This window comes from Mycobacterium intracellulare ATCC 13950, from assembly GCF_000277125.1.
In the GTDB taxonomy this organism is placed as follows: domain Bacteria; phylum Actinomycetota; class Actinomycetes; order Mycobacteriales; family Mycobacteriaceae; genus Mycobacterium; species Mycobacterium intracellulare.
Genome location: NC_016946.1, coordinates 2839427 through 2858759 on the forward strand (window position 1 = coordinate 2839427; position 19333 = coordinate 2858759).

The following is a 19333-nucleotide window of genomic DNA, read 5'->3' on the forward strand; positions in this document are numbered from 1 at the left end:
GGCTGGGCGCACACTCGAGCGCGAACGCCCGGCTGGCCGCACGCTCGGCGGGTGGTCTAGCGGAACACGCCGGGCAGGCTCAGGGTGGACAGCGTGTCATCCGACAGCGGGTTGTCGTTGACCATGTACGTCCACGTCGACGTCGGCCGCGCCAGCTTGGACAGGTCCAGTCCCGGCTCCTCCTCGAGGACGTTCGCGGTCTCGAAGGTCTGCTGGGCCGCCTCGATCGCGTCGGCGGCCAGCGACGCGAACGCGTCGACGGCCAACCGGTGAAACTCGTCCAGCGGGTTCTGCCGGCCCAGCGCCCGCAGGTGGATGCTCTCGCGGATGTCGGCCAGGTAGGCCAGATGGTCGGCCCAGCCGCGGTCCAGGTGATAGAGCATGATCTGCCGGCAGATCGTCTCGAGGCGTTCTTCGGAGATCTCCTCGGCCAGTTCCTCGTAGCGCTTGGGCGCCAGCTCGGCGAGCTCCTCGCGCGCGGTCGCGGTGCGCAGCAACGTATTTCGCCGATCGACGATGATGGCGCGCTGCTGGGCGATCAACTGGTTGTAGCGCCAGGTGTTCGCGTGCACGTCGAGCATGCGGCCCTCGGCGACCCGCTGGGCGTGGTCGAGCAGCCCGGCCGCCTTGGGGCTGACGATCCGGCCGTCCTCGTCGGTCTCCATCGGCAGTTTGTTGTGGTCCAGGTTGGCCGCCACGACGTCGTCTTCCCAGCTGGAGAAGAACACCGACGACCCCGGGTCGCCCTGCCGCCCGGCGCGGCCCCGCAGCTGGTTGTCCAGCCGCTCGGTGTGGTGCCGGCCGGTGCCGACGACGTGCAGCCCGCCCAGCTCGGCGACGCGGTCGTGGTCGGCCTCGTCGGAGCCGCCGAGCCGGATGTCGGTGCCGCGCCCGGCCATCTGCGTCGACACGGTGACCACGCCGAACTTGCCGGCCTCGGCGATGACCTGGGCCTCCTCGGCGTCGTTCTTCGCGTTGAGCACCACCGCGGGCACGCCGCGGCGCAGCAGCCGTTCGTGCAGGTCCTCGGATTCGGCGACATCGCGGGTGCCGACCAGCACCGGCTGCCCGGTCTCGTGGACGTCGGCGATGTGCGCGACGATCGCGTCGTTCTTGGCCGCGCCGGTGATGTAGACCCGGTCGGACTCGTCTTCGCGAATGTTGGGCTTGTTCGGCGGGATCGGCGACACACCGAGCTTGTAGAACTGGCGCAGCTGCTCACCGGCGGCCAGCGCGGTGCCGGTCATGCCGCACACGGTGGCGTAGCGGTTGATCAGCGCCTGCACGGTGATGGTGTCGAGCACCTCGCCGGTTTCGGTGGTCTCGATGCCCTCCTTGGCCTCGACGGCGGCCTGCAGCCCGTCGGGCCAGCGCTGCAGCTGGGCGATGCGTCCGCGCGAGGAGTTGATCAGGTGCACCGCGTCGTCGCGCACGATGTAGTGCACGTCGCGCTGCAGCAGCACGTGCGCGTGCAGCGCGACGTTGACCTCCGTCAGCGTGGTGCCGACGTGCTCCTCGGAGTACAGGTCGATGCCGCCGAGCGCCTTTTCGACCTTGCGCGCGCCGGCGTCGGTCAGGTGGACGTTGCGGCTGTCGGAGTCCGTGTCGAAATCGGTGTCGGCGTTGAGTTCACCGACCAGCTTGATGATTTCGAGCCGCGGGGTCTCCCGATGCGTGGTTCCCGCCAGCACCAGCGGCACCAGCGCCTCGTCGACCAGCACCGAGTCGGCCTCGTCGATGAGGGCCACGTCGGGGTTGGGCGACACCAGGTCGTCGACGTCGGTCACCAGCTGATCGCGCAGCACGTCGAAGCCGATCTCGTTGACCGAGGCGTAGGTGACGTCGCAGCCGTAGGCGGCCCGGCGCTCCTCGCTGGTCGATTCGGCGGTGATCCAGCCGACCGACAGCCCCATGGCTTCGATCAGCGGACCCATCCATTCGGCGTCACGGCGCGCCAGGTAGTCGTTGATCGTCACCACGTGCACGTGCCGCCCGGCGATCGCGTACCCGGCGGCGGCGATCGCGCCGGCCAGGGTCTTGCCCTCGCCGGTGGCCATCTCGATCACGTCGCCGGCCAGCATCCGCAGCGCCCCGAGCAGCTGAACGTCGAACGGCCGCAACCCGCTCGCCCGTTCGGCGGCCTCGCGGGCGATGGCGAGGAACTGCGGGATGTCCTCGGAGTCGGCGAGGTCCTCGAGGTTGAGCAGCCCGGCCGCCTTGCGCAGCTGCTCGTCGCTCAGACCGGCCGCCTCGCCGTCGTATTCCGAGGAGTCGTTGACCTGGGTGAGGGAGCGGCTGCGGTCCTTTTCGGTGCTGGCGCCGAGCAGCTTCCAAAAGCGGCTGCTCAGCCGTCCGGGTTGAGCGCGGGTCGTCTTAGGCACAGGTCAACGGTACGCGGTGGGCTGCGGCGCCCACTCATCATGCGAGGTTGGATCGGCGTGGATAGGCGATGTCCGGGTCGGTGAGCACGTTGACGACGGCGGGCATTCCGCTGGCGAAGGCGCGCTCCAGGGCGGGCCGCAGCTCGCCGGGTGCGGCCACCAGCTCGCCGTGGGCGCCCAGGGCGCGCGCCACCTCGTCGTAGCGGGTCCCCGGGCGCAGTTCGGCCACCACCGAATAGCCGTACAAGGCTTCCATGGGGTGCTTTTCGAGGCCCCAGATGCCGTTGTTGCCGATCACGGACACGACGGGCACGTTGTGCCGGACCAAGGTGTCCCATTCCATGCCGCTGAAGCCGAACGCGCCGTCGCCTTGCAGCAGCACCACCTGGCGCTGCGGCCGGGCCAGCTTGGCGGCCAGGGCGTAGCCGGGCCCCGAACCCAGGCAGCCGAAGGGGCCGCTGTCCAGCCAGCACCCCGGCAGGTAGCTGTCGATCACCCGGCCGGCGTAGGAGCCGAAGTCGCCGGCATCGATGACGACGATGGCGTCGCGGTCCAGCATGGGCGCCAACTCCGCGTACACCCGCATGGGGTGCAGCGGGACGCGGTCGTCGGCGAGCTCGGCGTTCTCCTTGGCGCGCGCGGCGGTCTCGGCCGCCCGGAGTTCCTCGACCCAGTCTCGGTGCCCGGCGCCCCCGGCGGTGGCCAGCGCCGCCAGGATCGTCAGCAGGTCACCGTAGAGCTCGGCCTGCACCGGCCGCGGATGGCGGCGCTCGGGTTGGACACGGTCGACCACGACGAGCTGGGTCTGTTGCCCGAACACCGCGCCGAAGCCGAGCCGGAAATCCATCGGCACGCCGACGATCAGCGCAACGTCGGCCTCCCCCAACGCTTTTCCGCGAACCCGGGAGAACGCCAACGGGTGGTCGGCCGCGACCGCGCCGCGGGCCATCCCGTTCATCAGCACCGGGATCTGGAGTTCCTCCGCCAGGCGCAGCAGTGCGGCTTCGCCGTGTCCCCACCACACGTTGGTGCCGGCCATGATCACCGGGCGCTTCGCCGCGGCCAGGAGACCGACGGCCCGGGTCAGCGCCCGGTCATCGGGTGCGGGTCCCGGCGGCACGTCGATAAGCGCCCCGGGGCGCGGGCCGTCGTCCGACATGGAGAACACGTGGTCCATCGGGAAGTCGACGAATCCCACGCCCGACGGCGCGCCGACCGCGGCGCGCAACGCGTCATCGACGAGCCGCCCGGCGTCGGCCGCCGATTGCGCGGTGGCGGCGAAGCGGGCCAGCGGCGCGACGAACGGCACGTGGTCGATCTCCTGCAGCGAGCCCATCCCCCAGCGCTGGGCCGGCGCCCGGCCGCCCAGCACCACGAGGGGCGACTGGTTCTGCTGCGCCGCCGCCATCGCGCTCATCCCGTTGGTGACGCCCGGCCCCGCGGTCAGCGCCGCCACGCCCGGGACCCTGGTCACCTTCGACCAGCCCTCGGCGGCGAAGGTCGCGGTCTGTTCGTGGCGGGTGTCGATCAGCCGGATACCCTCGTCGCGGCAGCCGTCGTAGATCGAGAACAGGTGACCGCCGGACAGCGTGAAGACGGTGTCGATTCCGCTGGCTTTGAGCCGGCGCGCGACGAGTCGGCCGGCATGTACGGTCTGGCTGGACGGAGCGTCGATGCTCATCTGCGCAGCCTATCGACAACCGCTCGGGTAGCTTGCGGGCTCGGGTAGCTTGCGGGGAAGTGCCGACCTCAGAAGGAGACGCCGAAATTGGACACGAAGCTCTTCAAACCGTCCATTGATTGGTCGTCGGCATTTCAGGACTCCCTGCGGTGGCTCGCCATCGCGTGGGTCATCGGTGCCGTCTGTCTGCTGGCCGCGCTGGTCGCCGCCAGGTACCTGACCCCGTGGGGCCGTCAATTCTGGCGGATCACGCGCGGCTACTTCGTCGGGCCGACCAGCGTCAAGGCATGGCTGGGACTCGGCGTGCTGCTACTGCTGGTGCTGTTCTCGGTCCGGCTCAACGTGCTGTTCAGCTATCAGAGCAACGACATGTACACGGCTTTGCAGGTGGCACTCAAGGGGCTCGCCACGGGCAACGAGGAAGTCAAACACTCGGGGATCCACAACTTTTGGGTCTCGCTGGGGATTTTCATCCTGCTGGCGGCCATCTTCATCGCCCGTGTGATCCTCGACATCTACCTGACGCAGCGGTTCATCATCGCCTGGCGCATGTGGCTGACGGGCCATCTCACCGACGACTGGCTCGCGGGCCGGGCCTACTACCGGGATCTGTTCATCGACAAGACCATTGACAACCCAGATCAGCGCATCCAACAAGATATCGACATCTTCACCGCGGGGGTGGGCGGCACCCCGAACATCCCGTCCAACGGGACGACCAGCACCCTGCTGTTCGGTGCCGTCAACGCGGTGGCATCGGTGATCTCGTTCGCCGCGATCCTGTGGAACCTGTCCGGGGACTTCAATCTCTTCGGTGTGAACGTGCCGCGTGCGATGTTCTGGACCGTCCTGGTCTATGTCTTGATCGTGACGGTGGTCGCGATTTGGCTTGGGCGCCCGCTGATTTGGCTGAGCTTCAACAACGAGAAACTCAACGCCGCATTCCGTTACGCCCTGGTGCGGTTGCGCGACGCCGCGGAGGCGGTGGGCTTCTACCGTGGCGAGCGCGTCGAACGTACCCAATTGTGGCGGCGCTTCACGCCGATCATCGACAACTACCGCAGGTACGTGCGCCGGACCATTATCTTCAACGGATGGAACTGGTCGGCGACGCAGACCATCATTCCGCTGCCGTTGGCGATTCAGGCGCCGCGCCTGTTCACCGGGGAGATCGCCTTCGGCGATGTTACCCAGACCGCGCAGGCTTTCGGCAACATCAACGACTCACTGTCGTTCTTCCGCAACAACTATGACGCGTTCGCGGCCTTCCGGGCGGCGATCATCCGGTTGCACGGCCTCGTCGACGCCAACGACAAGGGGCGCGCGCTGCCCACCATCCTCGTCAAACCCAGCGAGGAGACCGCCGTAGAACTGCGCGGCATCGAGGTGCGCACGCCGGAGGGCGACCAGCTGGTCGACTCTTTGGACATCCAGCTCGACCTGGGCGACAGCCTGGTGATCACCGGACGCTCCGGAGCGGGCAAGACGACGCTGCTGCGCAGCCTGGCCGAATTGTGGCCCTACGCCTCGGGAACGCTGTGCCGTCCGGATGGCGACAACGAGACGATGTTCTTGTCGCAGTTGCCATATGTGCCGCTCGGCACGTTGCGCACCGTGGTGTGTTACCCGAATTCGCCGGACGGCGTCGCCGATGACCAACTGCGCGACGTGCTCACCAAGGTTGTTCTGGCGCCGCTCATCAGCCGGTTGGACGAGGAGCAGGACTGGGCCAAAGTGCTGTCCCCCGGCGAGCAGCAGCGCGTCGCGTTTGCGCGCGTCCTGCTCACCCGGCCGAAGGCGGTCTTCCTCGACGAGGCGACTTCCGCGCTGGACAGCGGCCTGGAATACGCGCTGTACCAACTGGTTCGGGCGGAGCTGCCGGAATGCGTGCTCGTGAGCGTGAGCCATCGGCCCGCCGTCGAGCAGCACCACGAGCAGCAGCTGCAACTTCTCGGCGGCGGCGCGTGGCAGCTGGGGCCGGTCGAAAAGGAGCCCGCGCAGGTCTAGCGGCTACGCTGCCCCGGCGCTGGGTCGTCGCGCGCCTACGCTCCCCCGGCCCGCCGCGCCGCGTGCGTTCCGGCGCTGGGTCGTCGCGCGCCTACGCTCCCCCGGCCCGCCGCGCCGCGTGCGTTCCGGCGCGGCGCCCGAAGAACGAACCCTCACCCAGCTGTGTCCCGCTGGCGTAACCCTTGCCGTCCTGGGCGAGGTTGGACGCGCAGGCGCCGGCGGCATACAGGCCGGGCACCACGGTGCCGTCGTCCCGTTGCACCTCACCGTCGACGGTCACCGCGAGGCCGCCGATCGTGAAGCCCGAGTACATCGCGCGGCCGAGCGACAAATCGAACACCGCCCACGGCCCATTGTCTTGCGGCGCAAGGAATTCCGGCTGCTTGTGGAAATCGGGATCCTCACCGGCGGCGGCGAACTCGTTGTAGCGGTCCAGCGTGGCCGCGAGGTTGCCGGCCGGGATGCCAAGCGCGGCTTCCATTTCCGCGATCGTCTCGTAGCCATCGAGGAAACGGATCAGCGGCATCGCGGGCATCTCGGTGTGCGCCTCGTCGACGATCAGGTAGGCGGTCTGCTCCGGCTGCTCGAGCACGAACGCCGAGGTGCGCGAATGGTAGGAGTCCTCGGCGACGAAGCGCTTGCCCTCCTTGTTGACGATGACACCGGTCAGCAGGATTTCGGGCGGGTAGGCCGCCGCGGTGATGAACAGCTCGTCCATGTGCTTGGTGGCCCCGCCCGCCGAGACCCCCATCCGGATGGACAGCCCGTCGTCGTTGGGGTTGCCCAGGATGTAGGGCGCCGCCAGCCCGTGATGCTTGGTGCGCCGCGGCTGGCCCAATGCGGGAGTGTGCTCGGCGACCATCTCCGGATTCATCGCGAAGCCACCGGCCGCGATGATGACGGCCTTGGCCTTGATGGCGCCCGTTTCGGTGAAGTGCTTCCAGGCGACGCCCACCACGGCGCCGTCGTCGTCCAGGATCAGATTGGTCGCCCCGGTCTCGTAGCGGGTCTGCACGCCCAGGGCGTCGGCGCGTTTCACCAGCAGGTCGATGACCATGGCCGCGCCGCCCAGCTCGCCGGGGACCGGCACGGAGTGCCCGCGCGGCGCCGGCTTGGCCCGCTCGCAGAAGGGCCACACCTTTTCGTTGCCCGTGTAGCTGAGGCCCTCGGTGCCCGGCGGCACGACGACTTTGCCCGGGTAGTAGCTGCGCTCGAACTGAAAGCCCAAGTCTTCCAGCCAGTTGAAATGCTCGACGCTGCCGTCGCAGTAGGCGCGGATCTTGTCGAGTTCGGGCTCACGCGACACCTCGACGAGGTACTTGTACATCTCCTCGGCGGAGTCGTCCTGGCCGGTCGCCTGCTGCACCGCGGTCCCGCCGCCGAGGTAAAAGTGCCCTCCGGCAAGGGAAGTGGTGCCGCCGGCCGCGGCCGCGCGTTCGAGCACGAGCACCCGCGCCCCTTCGGCCGCCGCACTGACCGCGGCGCAGCCGCCGGCGATGCCGAAGCCGATCACCAACACGTCGACCTCGTCGGACCACGACGTCACGTCGTTGGCGCTGACTGTTGGCGGTATTTCGGTGCTCATTGGCGCCACTCCTCCTGATCGCTCTGCTTTGCATCGTCGCCGGCGCGGCTCATCGCCGCTGCTCCTGTTTGATGTAGTCGTAAAACGCCCTCATTTCGGGCGCGATGTATGCGAACTCCACAAACGGCACGCCCGCTTGCGGCGCCGCGACGTAGGCGAATTGGATTCCGCCGGGCATCACGCCTTGCTGCACGACCGCGGCGCCCCGCTCGGCGGCCTGGACCAGCGCCGCCTCGAATTGCTCGGGGCTTTCGGCCTCCATGCAGATGTGGTGCAAACCGGCCCCGCACTCGCGCAAAAAGTCACTATAGATGTTCTCGCCCCGCACCGGTTGGATCAGCTCCAGCTGCATGTCACCGAGATAGCTCAGAGAGATGCTGGCGATGAAATCGGCGGGCTTGCCGTGATAGCTGCAGGCGTCCGGAGCAAAGTGCACGTCGGGGATGCGCACCCACTTCCTGACGCCTAACAGGCCGGTGAGCGCCGTTTCTGTCGCGTCGAGGTCGGTGGTAACCCAGGCGATCTGCGTCGGCGACTCGAGAAGAGGGGTCATCGTCTCGCACAATAGTCCAGCCGCCGCGCCGCCAGAAAGGGGCCGAACGACTTTGCCATGCCGAATCGTTCCGCGCCCGAAATCCCGGGGTGAACACGTTCTAATTCGCGCCCTGTCCCGCCGGCCTCCAAGGCGTCAATGCTGGGCGAGCACGTCCACCAGGAGTCGCACCTGGGTGTCGAAGATCGCTTCCGGGTCGGTCAGGGTGTCGGCGCCGTATTGCCCGAACACCTCCAGGCTGATGGCACCGAGCACCCCGGCCCACAACAAAAAGCACTTGGCAAGCACCTGATCGTCACCGGGAAATCCGAATTCGTGCCGGATGCGTTCGAAGTCCGACGACATCGGTTGCGGCGCAAGGTCGTTGGTCAGGCGAATGTCCCCGGTGGCGATTCCGGACGCGACGGCGTCGAACAAGGCCGCGACGACCCGGGTGCCGACGGCCACCGTGCGCTCCGGAGGCGCGTGATAACCGGGGACCGGGCTGCCGTACAGGAGCGCCCAGCACGCGGGGTGCGCGACGGCCCACCGTCGGGTCGCCCTCGCGATGGCGATGACGTCGTCGCTCCACAGTTCTCCCACGGTTTCGCGGGCGCGTTCCACGGTGTCGGCCAGGTCGGAATAGGCGTCGACCAGCAGCAAGGTCAGCAACTCGTCGCGGCTGGCGACGTACCGGTACACCGCCGAGGAGACCATGCCCAGGTCGCGGGCAATCGCGCGCACCGACAGTCCGGGCGCACCGCGTTCCACCAGCTGGCGGCGACCGAGTTCGATGATGCGCGCCTCGATCTGTTCCCGCGACTGCTGGCGTTTGCCCACGCGGTCAGTCTGACACAACCGAGAACGCTGCTCTTGCTTTCCGAACCGGGGTGTGGCAGCGTCATCAAAAGCGAGAGCGCCGCTCTCGTTAATTCCGAGGAGCTTCGCCGGAAGGACCCGCCATGCCCACGCGCTATGAAGAGCCGAACCGGGCCGCCCGCGCGGCCAACGTGGTGATCCGCTGGCTTGCCGACGCGGGCATCAGCATCGCCGGCACCCGTGCGCTGCGCGTTCGTGGGCGCAAGTCGGGCAAGCAGCGCGCGGTCGTGGTCAACCTGCTGACCGTCGACGGGGTGGACTACCTGGTCTCGCCCCGCGGCGACACCCAGTGGGCGCGCAACCTCCGGGCCGCGGCCGTCGTCGAGGTGGGTCCCCGGTGGCGCCGGCACCGCGTTCGCGCCACCGAGGTCGACGACGCGGCCAAGCCCGATCTGCTGCGGCACTACCTGTCCCGGTGGTACTGGCAGGTCAAGGACTACGTCGCGGGGCTGACGCCGGACAGCAGCGACGAGGAGTTCCGCGCCGCGGCGCCCACGATTCCGGTGTTCGCGCTGACCAAGGCGGGCTAACGGCGTCCGATCGGGGCCCTAACGGGCGTTGTCCCGCGCCCCGAGATCCTCGCGAACCTGCTGCGAGGTGGCCCCCCACGACACCGCCGCCGGGAAGTCCCCCCACACGCTGTTGAAGATCCCGACGAGCTGTCCCGGACCGCCACCGGGCGCCAGATACACCGGCCCGCCGGAGTCGCCGTTGTGGCTCTGCACGCCGTTGGACATGGTGAACCAGCCGTTGTTCACGCTCTGCACCGTCCCGCAGGTCTCCCCGGTGATCACGCCGTAGTGACAGATCGGCTGCCCGGGCGCCAGCGAAAGTCCGGGGTCGGAGACCAGCGGACGACCGCTCGGCAGGATGTTGTTCGCCGTGACGTCGTTGTCCAGCACGATCGCTTCGTAATCGTTGATCACCTGGCTCGTGGACACCGTCGTCCCGCTGGGGGTGTTGTCCCGGAAGGCCGCCAGGCGGCCGATGACGGTGCCGCCCCGATCCGTGACCACTCCGCCCCCGCCGCGGCAGTGCCCCGCGGTGAACGCGACCTTCAGGGCGGGGTCGACGTATCCCAACGTGCAGACGCGGTTGTCCTGGCGTATCTCCATGCCCGGATACACCAGGACATCGGCCTTTGCCGGCGCGGCCGGCAGCAAGGAGGCGAGCGCGGCGACAGTAACCGACGCGGCGAAGGCGCGCGTTGCCAGGCGATGCACCATGAACTCCGATCCATCGGGCGGACACCGACGGGAGGTCGAGGTTACGGCGTAACCGTCCTCCACGTTCAGCTTTTCGCGCCGCGCAGCGCCGATGTTACAGAGAGGTCACGAGCGCGGCGGCCGCATCGGTCTGGCCGGCCGTGCGCGGGGCCCAGCCGGGCGGACCGAACACGTAGCCCAGCCGGTCCCGCAGCCGGGTCGCGGTTCGCCAGTCGCGGGCGATCGCGACGTATTCGCGCGTCTGCAGCTTCCAGATGTTGAAGGTGTCCACCTGCTTCGTGAGGCCGTAGTGGGGGCGGAACAGCTCGGGCTGGAAGGTGCCGAAGAGCCGGTCCCAGATGATGAAGATGCCGCCGTAGTTCTTGTCGAGGTACACCTTGTCCATTCCGTGGTGCACCCGGTGGTGCGACGGCGTGTTGAACACGAACTCGAACGGCCGCGGCAGCTTGTCGATGCGCTCGGTGTGGATCCAGAACTGGTAGATCAAGTTCACGGAGAAGCTGAAGAACACCATCCACGGCGGGATTCCCAACAGCGGCAACGGGATCCACATCAAGATCTCGCCGCTGTTGTTCCACTTCTGGCGCAGCGCGGTGGCGAAGTTGTAGTACTCGCTGGAGTGGTGGGCCTGGTGGGTCGCCCAGATCAACCGCACCCGGTGGGCGATCCGGTGGTAGGCGTAATACAGCAGGTCGACCCCGAGAATCGCGATCACCCACGTGTACCAGCGGGCCGCCGAAAGGTGCCACGGCGCCACGTAGGCATAGATCGCGGCGTAGCCGAGCAGGGCCAGGGTCTTCCAGCCGGCGGTGGTGGCCACCGAAACCAGCCCCATCGAGATGCTGGTCAGCGAGTCGCGGGTGCGGTGCGCCCCCGACGGGGGCCGCGCGGCGTCGGCCGCGAGGTGTTCCAGCTTGCGGGCCGCGGTCCATTCGAGGGTCAGCAGCAGCAAGAAGAACGGGATGGCGAGCAGCACCGGGTCCCGCATCTGCGGGGGCAAGGCGGACAGGAAGCCGGAGAGGGCGCTCACACCGGTAAGACTACGACGGCCGCCGCGCCGCTCAGCGACGATCGTCGGTCTGCACGTCGTCGCCGGCGTACCACTGGACCGCGCGAACGCCCGGCAGCAGGGATAGCTCGGCCACCAGCCGCTCCAGCCGGGCGGGGGCGTCGCCGTCCATCAGCAGGTGGGCGGTCAAGGTGATCTCGTCGTCGGCCGGATGCCCGGTGTGGATCCCGCGAAGCGTGATGTCGTTGCCGCCGGCGTGCTGGACGATCTGGGCGCGCGCGTATTTCTCGTGCTTGGGGCGGCAGACCACCTGCACCAGATAGGGCAGCAGGCTTTCGTCTTCGTCGGCACTGTTGTCGCGGTCGATCAACCGGCCGAGCGGGCGCCCCAGCACGTGAATGCCGATGACCGTGCCGGTGCCGATTAACGTGAAGACCAGGTGCCCGGAAGCGGCCAGCACGCCGATGGCCGCCGAACACCACAGGGTGGCGGCGGTGTTGAGGCCGCGAACGTTGACGCCCTCCCGCAGGATCACGCCACCGCCGAGGAAGCCGATGCCCGACACCACATAGGACGCGACCCGGGTCGGGCTGGAATCCGACGTGGCCGCGGCGTACAGGACGAACAGGGTTGCGCCGCCGGCAACCAGCGCGTTGGTGCGCAGGCCGGCCCGGCGGGCCCGCCACTGCCGTTCCAGGCCGATGAGGGCGCCGCAACCCACGCCGACGCCCAGGCGGAGCGCGAAATCGACGGCGCTCAGCGTTTCCACGACACGCTCCTTCCCGGTGGCTCGACGGCGAAGGGAGCTAACCAAATCCGGGTTAACCGCAAGTGGAGCCCAACCGAACCGCCGACGTCGGGAGGTATCCCCCGCGGGCGGCGAGTCTCAGGCTAACCGGCTTTGGGCGCGATGTGGTGGGGGCAGTAGGCGCTCGAGGCGAGGGCCGCGAACTTGGCGGCGGCGTCCATCGTCATCCCGGGGTTTTGATCCTTGATGTCGCTGACGACCTGCAAACCGGTTTCGCCCCGGCCCATCAACCCGCACACGGCCTTGGCGGAGGTGATGACTTGGCTGGGGCTGCTATAGGTGATGCCGGAATTGTCGAGGTTGGCCAAAAACGCGGCATCGTCACCCTCCGGCTCGGCGTGCGCGGGCGCCGCGAAACCGATCACGCCGACGGCGCCGAGCAGCGCAGCGAAACGTTTCATGCCGATCCCGCCTTTCCGAGCCGGGCGTCGGGCAACGTCACCTTCGGCTTGTCTCCGCTGGACACGTGCACCGCGTGGATGCCGGGCTTTTTCGACAATTGGTCGAGCAGATCGTCGAGTCCGGCCTTGTCGACGTTCCAGTGCTGCACGGCTTCCGGTTGTTTTTGCAGCTTGGCGATGACGTCGTCGAGTTTGACGGGCTCGGCGGCCTTCGTCGCTCCCCCGGCGCGGGCCCGCACGCCCCCGCCGCTCACGACCTGCGGCGTGACGGCGCCAAGGGCGCCTCCGGTCAGGCTGCCCAGCGCCATCTGACCGAGCAGGCTGCCCGGGATTCCGGCCGCGGGCGCCGCGGCGATGCCGGCGCTCGGCGCCAGGCCGCTGGCCAGCCGGATCGCCGGGGTGGCCGACGCCCAGGCCGATGGCACCGACAGCTTGCCCACCACGTTCGCCTCGCCCATGCCCGCCGATACCGCGCTGGTCAGGCCCGCGCCGGCCGACCGCATCCCGAGCCCGGCCCCCAGCGCGGACTTCGGGATGTCCAGGCCCTCGACCGGCAGGTTGTAGAACATCTTGAACTCGGTCATGGCGAGGTTGATCGGGCTCATGCTGTCGTTGGCGACGGTGCTGAACCGGCCGATGTCGGCGAGGATCCCGAAGGTGTTCTGCCACGTCGTCCCGGCCAACGGCGACCCGGTCAGGGTGTTGAGCACCTGGTCCCAGAACTCCATGTAACCGCGGGACGCGTTGCCGATGGCCTCGAGCAGGTCACTGAAGATGCCCGACGGCGGGGCCACCGCGTCCGTGGCCGCGGCGGTGCCGCTTGCCACGCCGGTGGCCTCGCCCAGCGCGGCCGCCTGCGCGGCGATCCCGGTTTCGTTGGTGGTCTGGGGCGGCTCGGTGAACGGTGCCAGTCGCGTGGCGGCCGCCGACGCGCCGGCGTAGGCGTACATCGCGGCGGCGTCCTGGGCCCACATTTCCGCGTATTCGGCCTCGGTGGCGGCGATCGCGGCGGTGTTCTGCCCGAAGGCGTTGGTTGCCAACAGCGTTGCCAGCCGGACGCGGTTGGCCGCGATCTCGGTCGGCGGTACCACCGCCGCGAAGGCGCTCTCGTAGGCGCCCGCGGCCGCCGTGGCCTGCACGGCCGCCGTCTTCGCCTGCGCCGAGGTCTCCGACATCCATGCCACGTATTGCGCGGCCGCGGCGGCCATCGCGACCGCCGACGGGCCGGCCCACGCCTCGTTGGCCAGGCCCTCGACGATCGCACCGTAGGACGACGCCGTGGACTGCAGCTCGGCGGCCAACGCGTCCCAGGCGGCGGCGGCCGCCAGCATCGGTCCCGCCCCAGGGCCGGTGTACATCTGGCCGGAGGTGATTTCGGGTGGCTGCACTGCGAAATTCATCGGCGTGCCCTTCCCGCGCCAGCCGGGCCGCTGGCCGCCGGCGAACCGGGAGTGCCGGCAAACATGCCGTGAATCGCCGACGTTCGCGGCGGTGAGGTCACCGAAGACATCGGTCGTCCCCCGCGGTCCGCTGGATCAATGCCATTGGTGTCATGTCAAGGCCCATCAATCCGCCGGCACCACGATGATCGTGGCGGTGGTCGCGACGCCGTCGGCGGCCGCCGCGGCGACGCCGGTCGTGCCGTTGCTGACGGTGCGCACACCCGCGCCCGCCAGCGCGCGTCCGGCCACGCTCGCCATGGCCATCTCGCCGAACATCGCCCCCTGCGACGTGGCGGTCATCGCCGGGACGGCTCCTAAACTCGCGCCCGGCAGTACCGACGCGACCGTCTTCATGACGGGGGCGGCGGTGGCCCAGCCCTGCGGAACCGACAGGGATCCGACCAGGGTCGCGCGGCCCATCGACCCGGCCACGCCCCCGATCTCCGGTGTCACCGCGGAGACGTAACCGCCCCGCAGCGGCGCAAGCGGCGACAGCCCCCCGGCGATGGCCTTTCCGCCGCCCAGCAGTTCGGCGACACCCGGCGCGTTTTGGGACAGACCCAGGGCCTGCAGCGACAGCAGCCACCATCCGCCGGGCACGATGATCGCGCCAATGGGGCTGTACGCGCCGGTGACGGCCGCGAAGAAGGGCCGCAGGGCGGCCGTGATGGGGTAAATGGCTTCGATGATCGATGCCGCCGGCGTCGCCGCCGCGGCCGACGGGGTCGCCGCCAGTCCTTGCAGCATCGTCGGCGTCACGTTGATCAAGGCCGACAGCTCGGACGGGATGTCAGAGGCGGCACTTTGCGCGATCGCCGCGGATTGTCGTGCCACCGCGGACGAATCGGTGGTCCGCGGCGGCTCGGTGAAGGGCGTCAGCCGCGTGGCCGCCGCCGACGAGGCGGCGTAGGCATACATCGCCACGGCATCCTGGGCCCACATCTCGGCGTACTCCGCTTCGGCCGCCGCGATGGCCGCGGTGTTCTGGCCGAGGATGTTCGTGGCGATCAGCGTCATCAAGAGACTGCGGTTGGCGGCGATCACCGGTGGGGGCACCGTCGCCGCGAACGCGGTCTCGTAGGCCGCGGCGGCGAGCCTGGCCTGGGTCGCCACCTGCTCTGCCTGGGCGGCCGTCGCCGTGGCCCACGCCACGTAGCGCGCGGCCGCGGCGCTCATCGACGCCGCCGCCGGTCCCAGCCAGGACCCGACGGTCATGCCGGCGATCGTCGAGCTGTAGGCCGCCGCGTAGGAATACAGTTCGGCTCCCAGCGCATCCCATGCCGCGGCGGCGGCCAGCAGGGGCCCCGATCCGGCACCCACGTACATCCGTCCTGAATTGACCTCTGGTGGCAGCGCCCCGAAGTCCACCCGTTGCCTCCCGTCCTCCTCTGGCGCCAGGGTAGGAGCGAATATGCGGCCTTCCCGCAAACAAGCCACGGCTCAAATGGAATTCATGAGATTCGCCGGGGCGGCATATGTGTATTCCATGTGTTGCACCGGCTCCGCTCCAACGCGTCCTTCGACTGAGAAATTCTCAGGATCGGCGTTCGGCACCGGAGCCCGCTCCACCGGTCGCGGATGCCCGCGCGGTGAATGTCCGCTAGACGCAAGGGATTTCGGTGCGGCAGAACCGCACGGCCGCCGTGGGCTCTGGAGCTATCTTTTGTTAAGCTGCTGCGGGCAATAGAATTTCGCCGCAATCGCCAAGAACGACGTCGCGTGGTCGTCGGTGAGTCCGGGGTTTTGGCTCTTCAATTCGTCCACCATTTGGGGACCCAACTCGCCGTTTGCCATCGACACGCATACGGCTTTGGCGAACTTTACCGCCCCATCCGGGGTCGAGTACGTGATGCCGGCGCCGCGCAGCGACGCAAGAAAAGCGGCCTCGTCGCCCCCGGTCGTCCCCGGGTCGCTGTGCGCGAGCGGGGTCGGACCGAGGATGACCGAAACGCCGACGCCCAGCGCCGCCAGCAGTCTCATGACTCGCGATTCTCCCATGCGGCGACGAGGCATTCGGCCGCCCCGGCGGACGGCCGACGCGTCAGGCCTTGGAGAGTTGGTTGGGGCAGTAGAACTTCGCCGATAGGACAGCGAAATTGGACGCCATCTCCATGTCCATCCCGGGGTTGCGGGTCTTGACGTCGTGGACGACCTCCAAACCGGGTTCGCCGTTGTCCAGACACGAGCACACGGCCCGTCCGGCGGCGACGGCCGAGCCCGGCGTGGCGAAGCTGAACCCGGCTTGCCGCAGCGCCGCGATGAAGCCTCCGTCGTCAGCGCCCGGTTCCGGCCCGGGATCGGCGTGAGCCGGTGCGGCAAGGCCGATCGTCGCGAAGGCACTCAGGAGCGCCAGTAGTCGTGTCATCACTCATCACCTTCCGTCATCACGCGCGGTCGCGGCGTGAACACCGATTGCCTTGTCCCCTAACCCAACTGGGCGTCCGTCGGTAGGACCTTGGACTTGTCCCCCTTCTTCAGATGCACCGCGTGGATGCCGGGCTTCTTGGCCAGCTGCTCGAGCAGCGCGTCGAGGTTTTCCTGATCGACGTTGTGGTGCTGCACGCTTTCGGGCTTCTCCGAGATCTGTGCGACAAGGCGTTTCAGCTGTTCGGGCGATTGCTTGTCCTTGAGGTCCTTGATCGCGGCCATCCGGTTGCGCACCCCGCCGCGGACCACGGTGGGCGCCCCAGAGCCCAGCCCGCTGCCCAGCATCCCGGCCAGGCCCATCGAACTGAACAGGCTTCCCTCGCCCAGCGCCGCTGCCGGTACGGCCTCGGTCCCGGCGGCCGACAGTGCGGCGGCGACGGTCCTGACCGACGGCGTGGCCGTGGCCCAGCTGGGCGGGATCGAGAGCTTGCCCACCAGGGTGCCGGCATTGCCCATGCCGGCGATGGGGTTGATCGCGCTGTACAGCGTGCCCCGACCGAAGCCCAACGCGCCGAGCCCCGCGCCGAGCGCGTCCTTGGGCAACGCACCGTACGCGATGGGAGGGGCGAATTTGAGCCACTGCGACAACGGAAAGTTGACCAACAGGCCGACGTCGTTGAACTGGGTGGTCAGGCCCAGCGGCACCTTCACGGCGTTGTACATCGCGGTGTAGAAGCTCGCCCCGCCCGGGACGGTGTTGAAGAGATTGGTCATGAACGTCTGGTAGAGGTACGCCAGGTTCGCCGCGCCGGAGAAGGGCCCGCTGTAGGGCAGCGTGGTGGTCGCCGCCGTCGCCGCGGCATTCGCCACGTTGGCGGCGGGGGTGCTGGCGGCCGACGTCACCGCGGCCGCTTGCATCGGTTCGGCCGCCGCGTTGGTGGTCTGGGGCGCCGGGCCGAACTCCGTCAATTTGTTGGAAGCGGTCGCCGAGGAGGCGAAATAGGTGTCCATCGCCGTGGCGTCCTGCGCCCAGAACTCGCCGTATTGGGCCTCGTTCACCGCGATCGCGGACGTGTTCTGCCCGAAGAGGTTCGTCGCCACCAATTGCGCCAGCAGCGCCCGGTTTTCGGCGATCACCGCCGGCGGCACATGGGCGGCGAAGGCCGTCTCGTAGGCGGCCGCCGCCTCGGTGGCCTGGGTCGCGGATTGTGCGGCGGCGGCGGCGGTTTGCTGCATCCAGGCCACGTACGGGGCCGCCGCGGACGCCATGGCCAACGATGACGGACCCGCCCAGGGCCCGGCGGTCAGGCTCGAGATCGTCGCCGCATAGGACGTCGCGGTGGACTGCAATTCGGTGGCCAGGCTCTGCCAGGCCGTCGCCGCTGCCACCAGCGATCCGGCGCCCGGACCGCTGTACATCCGGCCCGAATTGAACTCCGGCGGAAAGGCTCCGTAAAACAACCCTGCTACCCCCTGCCTCGACATTCGAGCGAAAGCGACTGGCGGCCATGCGGTTTGGTCATCGCGGTCATTCCTCGATGCAGGGGATCACGATGATGGTGGCTGCGGCCGGATCGGCTTCCGCGGCAACACCGCCCAGCGCTCCCATCGCCGTCGCGGCGCCGCCGACCGGACGGGTTGCGGCGGCCGCCACGGCGCGTCCGGCCAAGCTCGACAGGGCCATCTGGCTGAACACGCCCTCCTCGCCGGCCAACGCGGCCGGCGCCGCCGCCAAGTTCGTCGGCAACCCCTGGGCGAGCGTCCGTATCGCCGGGGCGGCTTCCGTCCAGCCCTGCGGGACCGACATGCCGCCGACCAGAGCGGCTTTGCCCATCGACCCCGAGACCTGCCCCGCCCCGATCGCGGAGCTGAGCATGGGCTTGACGGCGTTGGCGCCACTGGTGAGCGGGGCCAACGCGCCCGAGATGGCTTTCGGCCCAGCCAGATAGGCGGCCGCACCCTGCCCGTTCTGTCCCCAGGCGTACGCCTGGCCGAACGACAGGAACGGGCCGCCGGGGATGGTGGTCCACGACTGCGGCGAGTACACCCCGGTCACCACCGACCAGAACTCGTTCCAGTTGGTGATGAAACTGGGCGTCGTCAGTTCGGCGGACGACGTTCCCGACGAGCCGGCGTTCGCCACGGATTGCGCCGCAGGCTGCAGCGTGCCGCTCAGCTGCGACAGCTGGGTGGCGGTGTTGGAGCCGGACTGCCCGCCACTCTGGGCGACCGCGGCGGCTTGGGCGGGCCCGGCCGAATCGTTGGTGGTGCGCGGGGGCGGTGCGAACGGGGTCAGCGCCGACGCGCTCGCCGAGGACGCCGCATAGCCGTACATGGCGGCGGCGTCCTGCGCCCACATCTCCATGTAGTGGGCCTCGGTCGCGGCGATCGCCGGGGTGTTCTGGCCCAGGATGTTGGTGGCGACCAGCGTGGCGAGCAGGGCGCGGTTGGCCGCGATCACCGGCGGCGGCACGGTGGCCGCGAACGCCGCCTCGTAGGCGCCGGCGGCGAGCTTGGCCCGCGCGCCGGCCTCCTCGGCCTGCGCCCCGGTGGCGTGCATCCAGGCGACGTACGGGGCGGCAGCGGCCGCCATCGCCAGCGACGAGGGGCCCGTCCAGGGGCCCGTCGCGAGCGTCTCGATGGTCGAGCTGTACGACGCCCCCGTCGTCTGCAATTCCGCGGCCAGCTCGTCCCAGGCCGCGGCGGCGGCCAGCAGCGGGCCCGATCCCGCGCCGACATACATTCGGCCCGAGTTGTATTCCGGCGGGTACGCGCCGAAGTCCAGCATTCAGGACCTCCTCGAGTCTCGGCCACGCCGAGCGCGGCATCGCGGGCTCGACAAATTCGCGCCTGGAAGGGAATTCACGAAACAAGCCTTCGAATGCGGGCGAACATTCCGTGGGTTGGAAGACAGCAAGCCCTACTCTCCTAGCTGCAAACCGGTGCCATAAAAGGCGGACGAATGAGTAGTCAAGCCACGCTGCTATCGCAATGAAGATGTTGCACCGTTGGTAT

17 protein-coding genes are annotated in these 19333 nt (G+C 69.0%); 2 read left to right on the forward strand and 15 right to left on the reverse strand.

The features are described from left to right. Positions 1 to 56: 56 nt before the first annotated feature. Positions 57 to 2381 carry an accessory Sec system translocase SecA2 gene (secA2, locus tag OCU_RS38175; RefSeq protein ID WP_009957618.1) on the reverse strand — a complete coding sequence of 775 codons (2325 nt, stop codon included), beginning with the start codon at positions 2379 to 2381 and terminating at the stop codon, positions 57 to 59. Between the two features lie 37 nt (positions 2382 to 2418). After that, entirely contained in the window at positions 2419 to 4062 is a 1644-nt protein-coding gene (locus OCU_RS38180; protein WP_009957619.1) for an acetolactate synthase, read from the reverse strand. A gap of 87 nt (positions 4063 to 4149) precedes the next feature. Here OCU_RS38180 and OCU_RS38185 point away from each other — a divergent pair, with 87 nt between their 5' ends. Continuing rightward, on the forward strand, positions 4150 to 6069 hold the full coding sequence (locus tag OCU_RS38185) for an ABC transporter ATP-binding protein/permease (RefSeq protein WP_009957620.1): 1920 nt from the start codon (positions 4150 to 4152) through the stop codon (positions 6067 to 6069). A 91-nt stretch (positions 6070 to 6160) separates the two neighbouring features. Here the strand turns inward: OCU_RS38185 and OCU_RS38190 are convergent, their stop codons facing one another. From OCU_RS38190 to OCU_RS38200, 3 genes are all read right to left on the reverse strand, one after another. Continuing rightward, the gene (locus tag OCU_RS38190; protein ID WP_009957621.1) at positions 6161 to 7654 is read right to left on the reverse strand and encodes an FAD-binding protein; all 1494 of its coding nucleotides are present in this window, start codon (positions 7652 to 7654) and stop codon (positions 6161 to 6163) included. Positions 7655 to 7703: 49 nt separating this feature from the next. Further along, positions 7704 to 8207, reverse strand: a complete 504-nt coding sequence (locus OCU_RS38195) for a VOC family protein (RefSeq protein ID WP_009957622.1) — start codon at positions 8205 to 8207, stop codon at positions 7704 to 7706. A 135-nt stretch (positions 8208 to 8342) separates the two neighbouring features. Next, the gene (locus OCU_RS38200) at positions 8343 to 9026 is read right to left on the reverse strand and encodes a TetR/AcrR family transcriptional regulator (protein ID WP_014380182.1); all 684 of its coding nucleotides are present in this window, start codon (positions 9024 to 9026) and stop codon (positions 8343 to 8345) included. A gap of 122 nt (positions 9027 to 9148) precedes the next feature. Here OCU_RS38200 and OCU_RS38205 point away from each other — a divergent pair, with 122 nt between their 5' ends. After that, positions 9149 to 9595 (forward strand): nitroreductase/quinone reductase family protein, encoded by a 447-nt coding sequence (locus OCU_RS38205; protein WP_014380183.1) that lies wholly within the window; start codon positions 9149 to 9151, stop codon positions 9593 to 9595. A gap of 18 nt (positions 9596 to 9613) precedes the next feature. Here OCU_RS38205 and OCU_RS38210 read toward each other — a convergent pair whose 3' ends face one another. The 10 genes from OCU_RS38210 to OCU_RS38255 form a co-directional block, all read right to left on the reverse strand. Beyond that, entirely contained in the window at positions 9614 to 10291 is a 678-nt protein-coding gene (locus tag OCU_RS38210; RefSeq protein WP_009957625.1) for an Rv1815 family serine proteinase, read from the reverse strand. 94 nt (positions 10292 to 10385) lie between these two features. Beyond that, the gene (locus OCU_RS38215) at positions 10386 to 11321 is read right to left on the reverse strand and encodes a sterol desaturase family protein (protein WP_014380184.1); all 936 of its coding nucleotides are present in this window, start codon (positions 11319 to 11321) and stop codon (positions 10386 to 10388) included. 31 nt (positions 11322 to 11352) lie between these two features. Next, positions 11353 to 12069: an MgtC/SapB family protein gene (locus OCU_RS38220; protein ID WP_014380185.1), complete on the reverse strand. Its 717-nt coding sequence runs from the start codon at positions 12067 to 12069 to the stop codon at positions 11353 to 11355. A 122-nt stretch (positions 12070 to 12191) separates the two neighbouring features. Beyond that, on the reverse strand, positions 12192 to 12509 hold the full coding sequence (locus tag OCU_RS38225; RefSeq protein ID WP_014380186.1) for a DUF732 domain-containing protein: 318 nt from the start codon (positions 12507 to 12509) through the stop codon (positions 12192 to 12194). Further along, positions 12506 to 13909, reverse strand: a complete 1404-nt coding sequence (locus OCU_RS38230) for a PPE family protein (RefSeq protein WP_014380187.1) — start codon at positions 13907 to 13909, stop codon at positions 12506 to 12508. The genes OCU_RS38225 and OCU_RS38230 overlap by 4 nt, the downstream gene beginning before the upstream one ends. A gap of 165 nt (positions 13910 to 14074) precedes the next feature. Beyond that, positions 14075 to 15319, reverse strand: a complete 1245-nt coding sequence (locus OCU_RS38235) for a PPE family protein (protein WP_020188631.1) — start codon at positions 15317 to 15319, stop codon at positions 14075 to 14077. Between the two features lie 288 nt (positions 15320 to 15607). Further along, positions 15608 to 15931 carry a DUF732 domain-containing protein gene (locus OCU_RS38240; protein ID WP_009957631.1) on the reverse strand — a complete coding sequence of 108 codons (324 nt, stop codon included), beginning with the start codon at positions 15929 to 15931 and terminating at the stop codon, positions 15608 to 15610. Between the two features lie 61 nt (positions 15932 to 15992). After that, positions 15993 to 16319 (reverse strand): DUF732 domain-containing protein, encoded by a 327-nt coding sequence (locus OCU_RS38245; RefSeq protein WP_014380188.1) that lies wholly within the window; start codon positions 16317 to 16319, stop codon positions 15993 to 15995. Between the two features lie 56 nt (positions 16320 to 16375). Continuing rightward, positions 16376 to 17779 carry a PPE family protein gene (locus tag OCU_RS38250; RefSeq protein ID WP_014380189.1) on the reverse strand — a complete coding sequence of 468 codons (1404 nt, stop codon included), beginning with the start codon at positions 17777 to 17779 and terminating at the stop codon, positions 16376 to 16378. A gap of 67 nt (positions 17780 to 17846) precedes the next feature. Beyond that, on the reverse strand, positions 17847 to 19106 hold the full coding sequence (locus tag OCU_RS38255; RefSeq protein ID WP_014380190.1) for a PPE family protein: 1260 nt from the start codon (positions 19104 to 19106) through the stop codon (positions 17847 to 17849). Positions 19107 to 19333 lie beyond the last annotated feature (227 nt).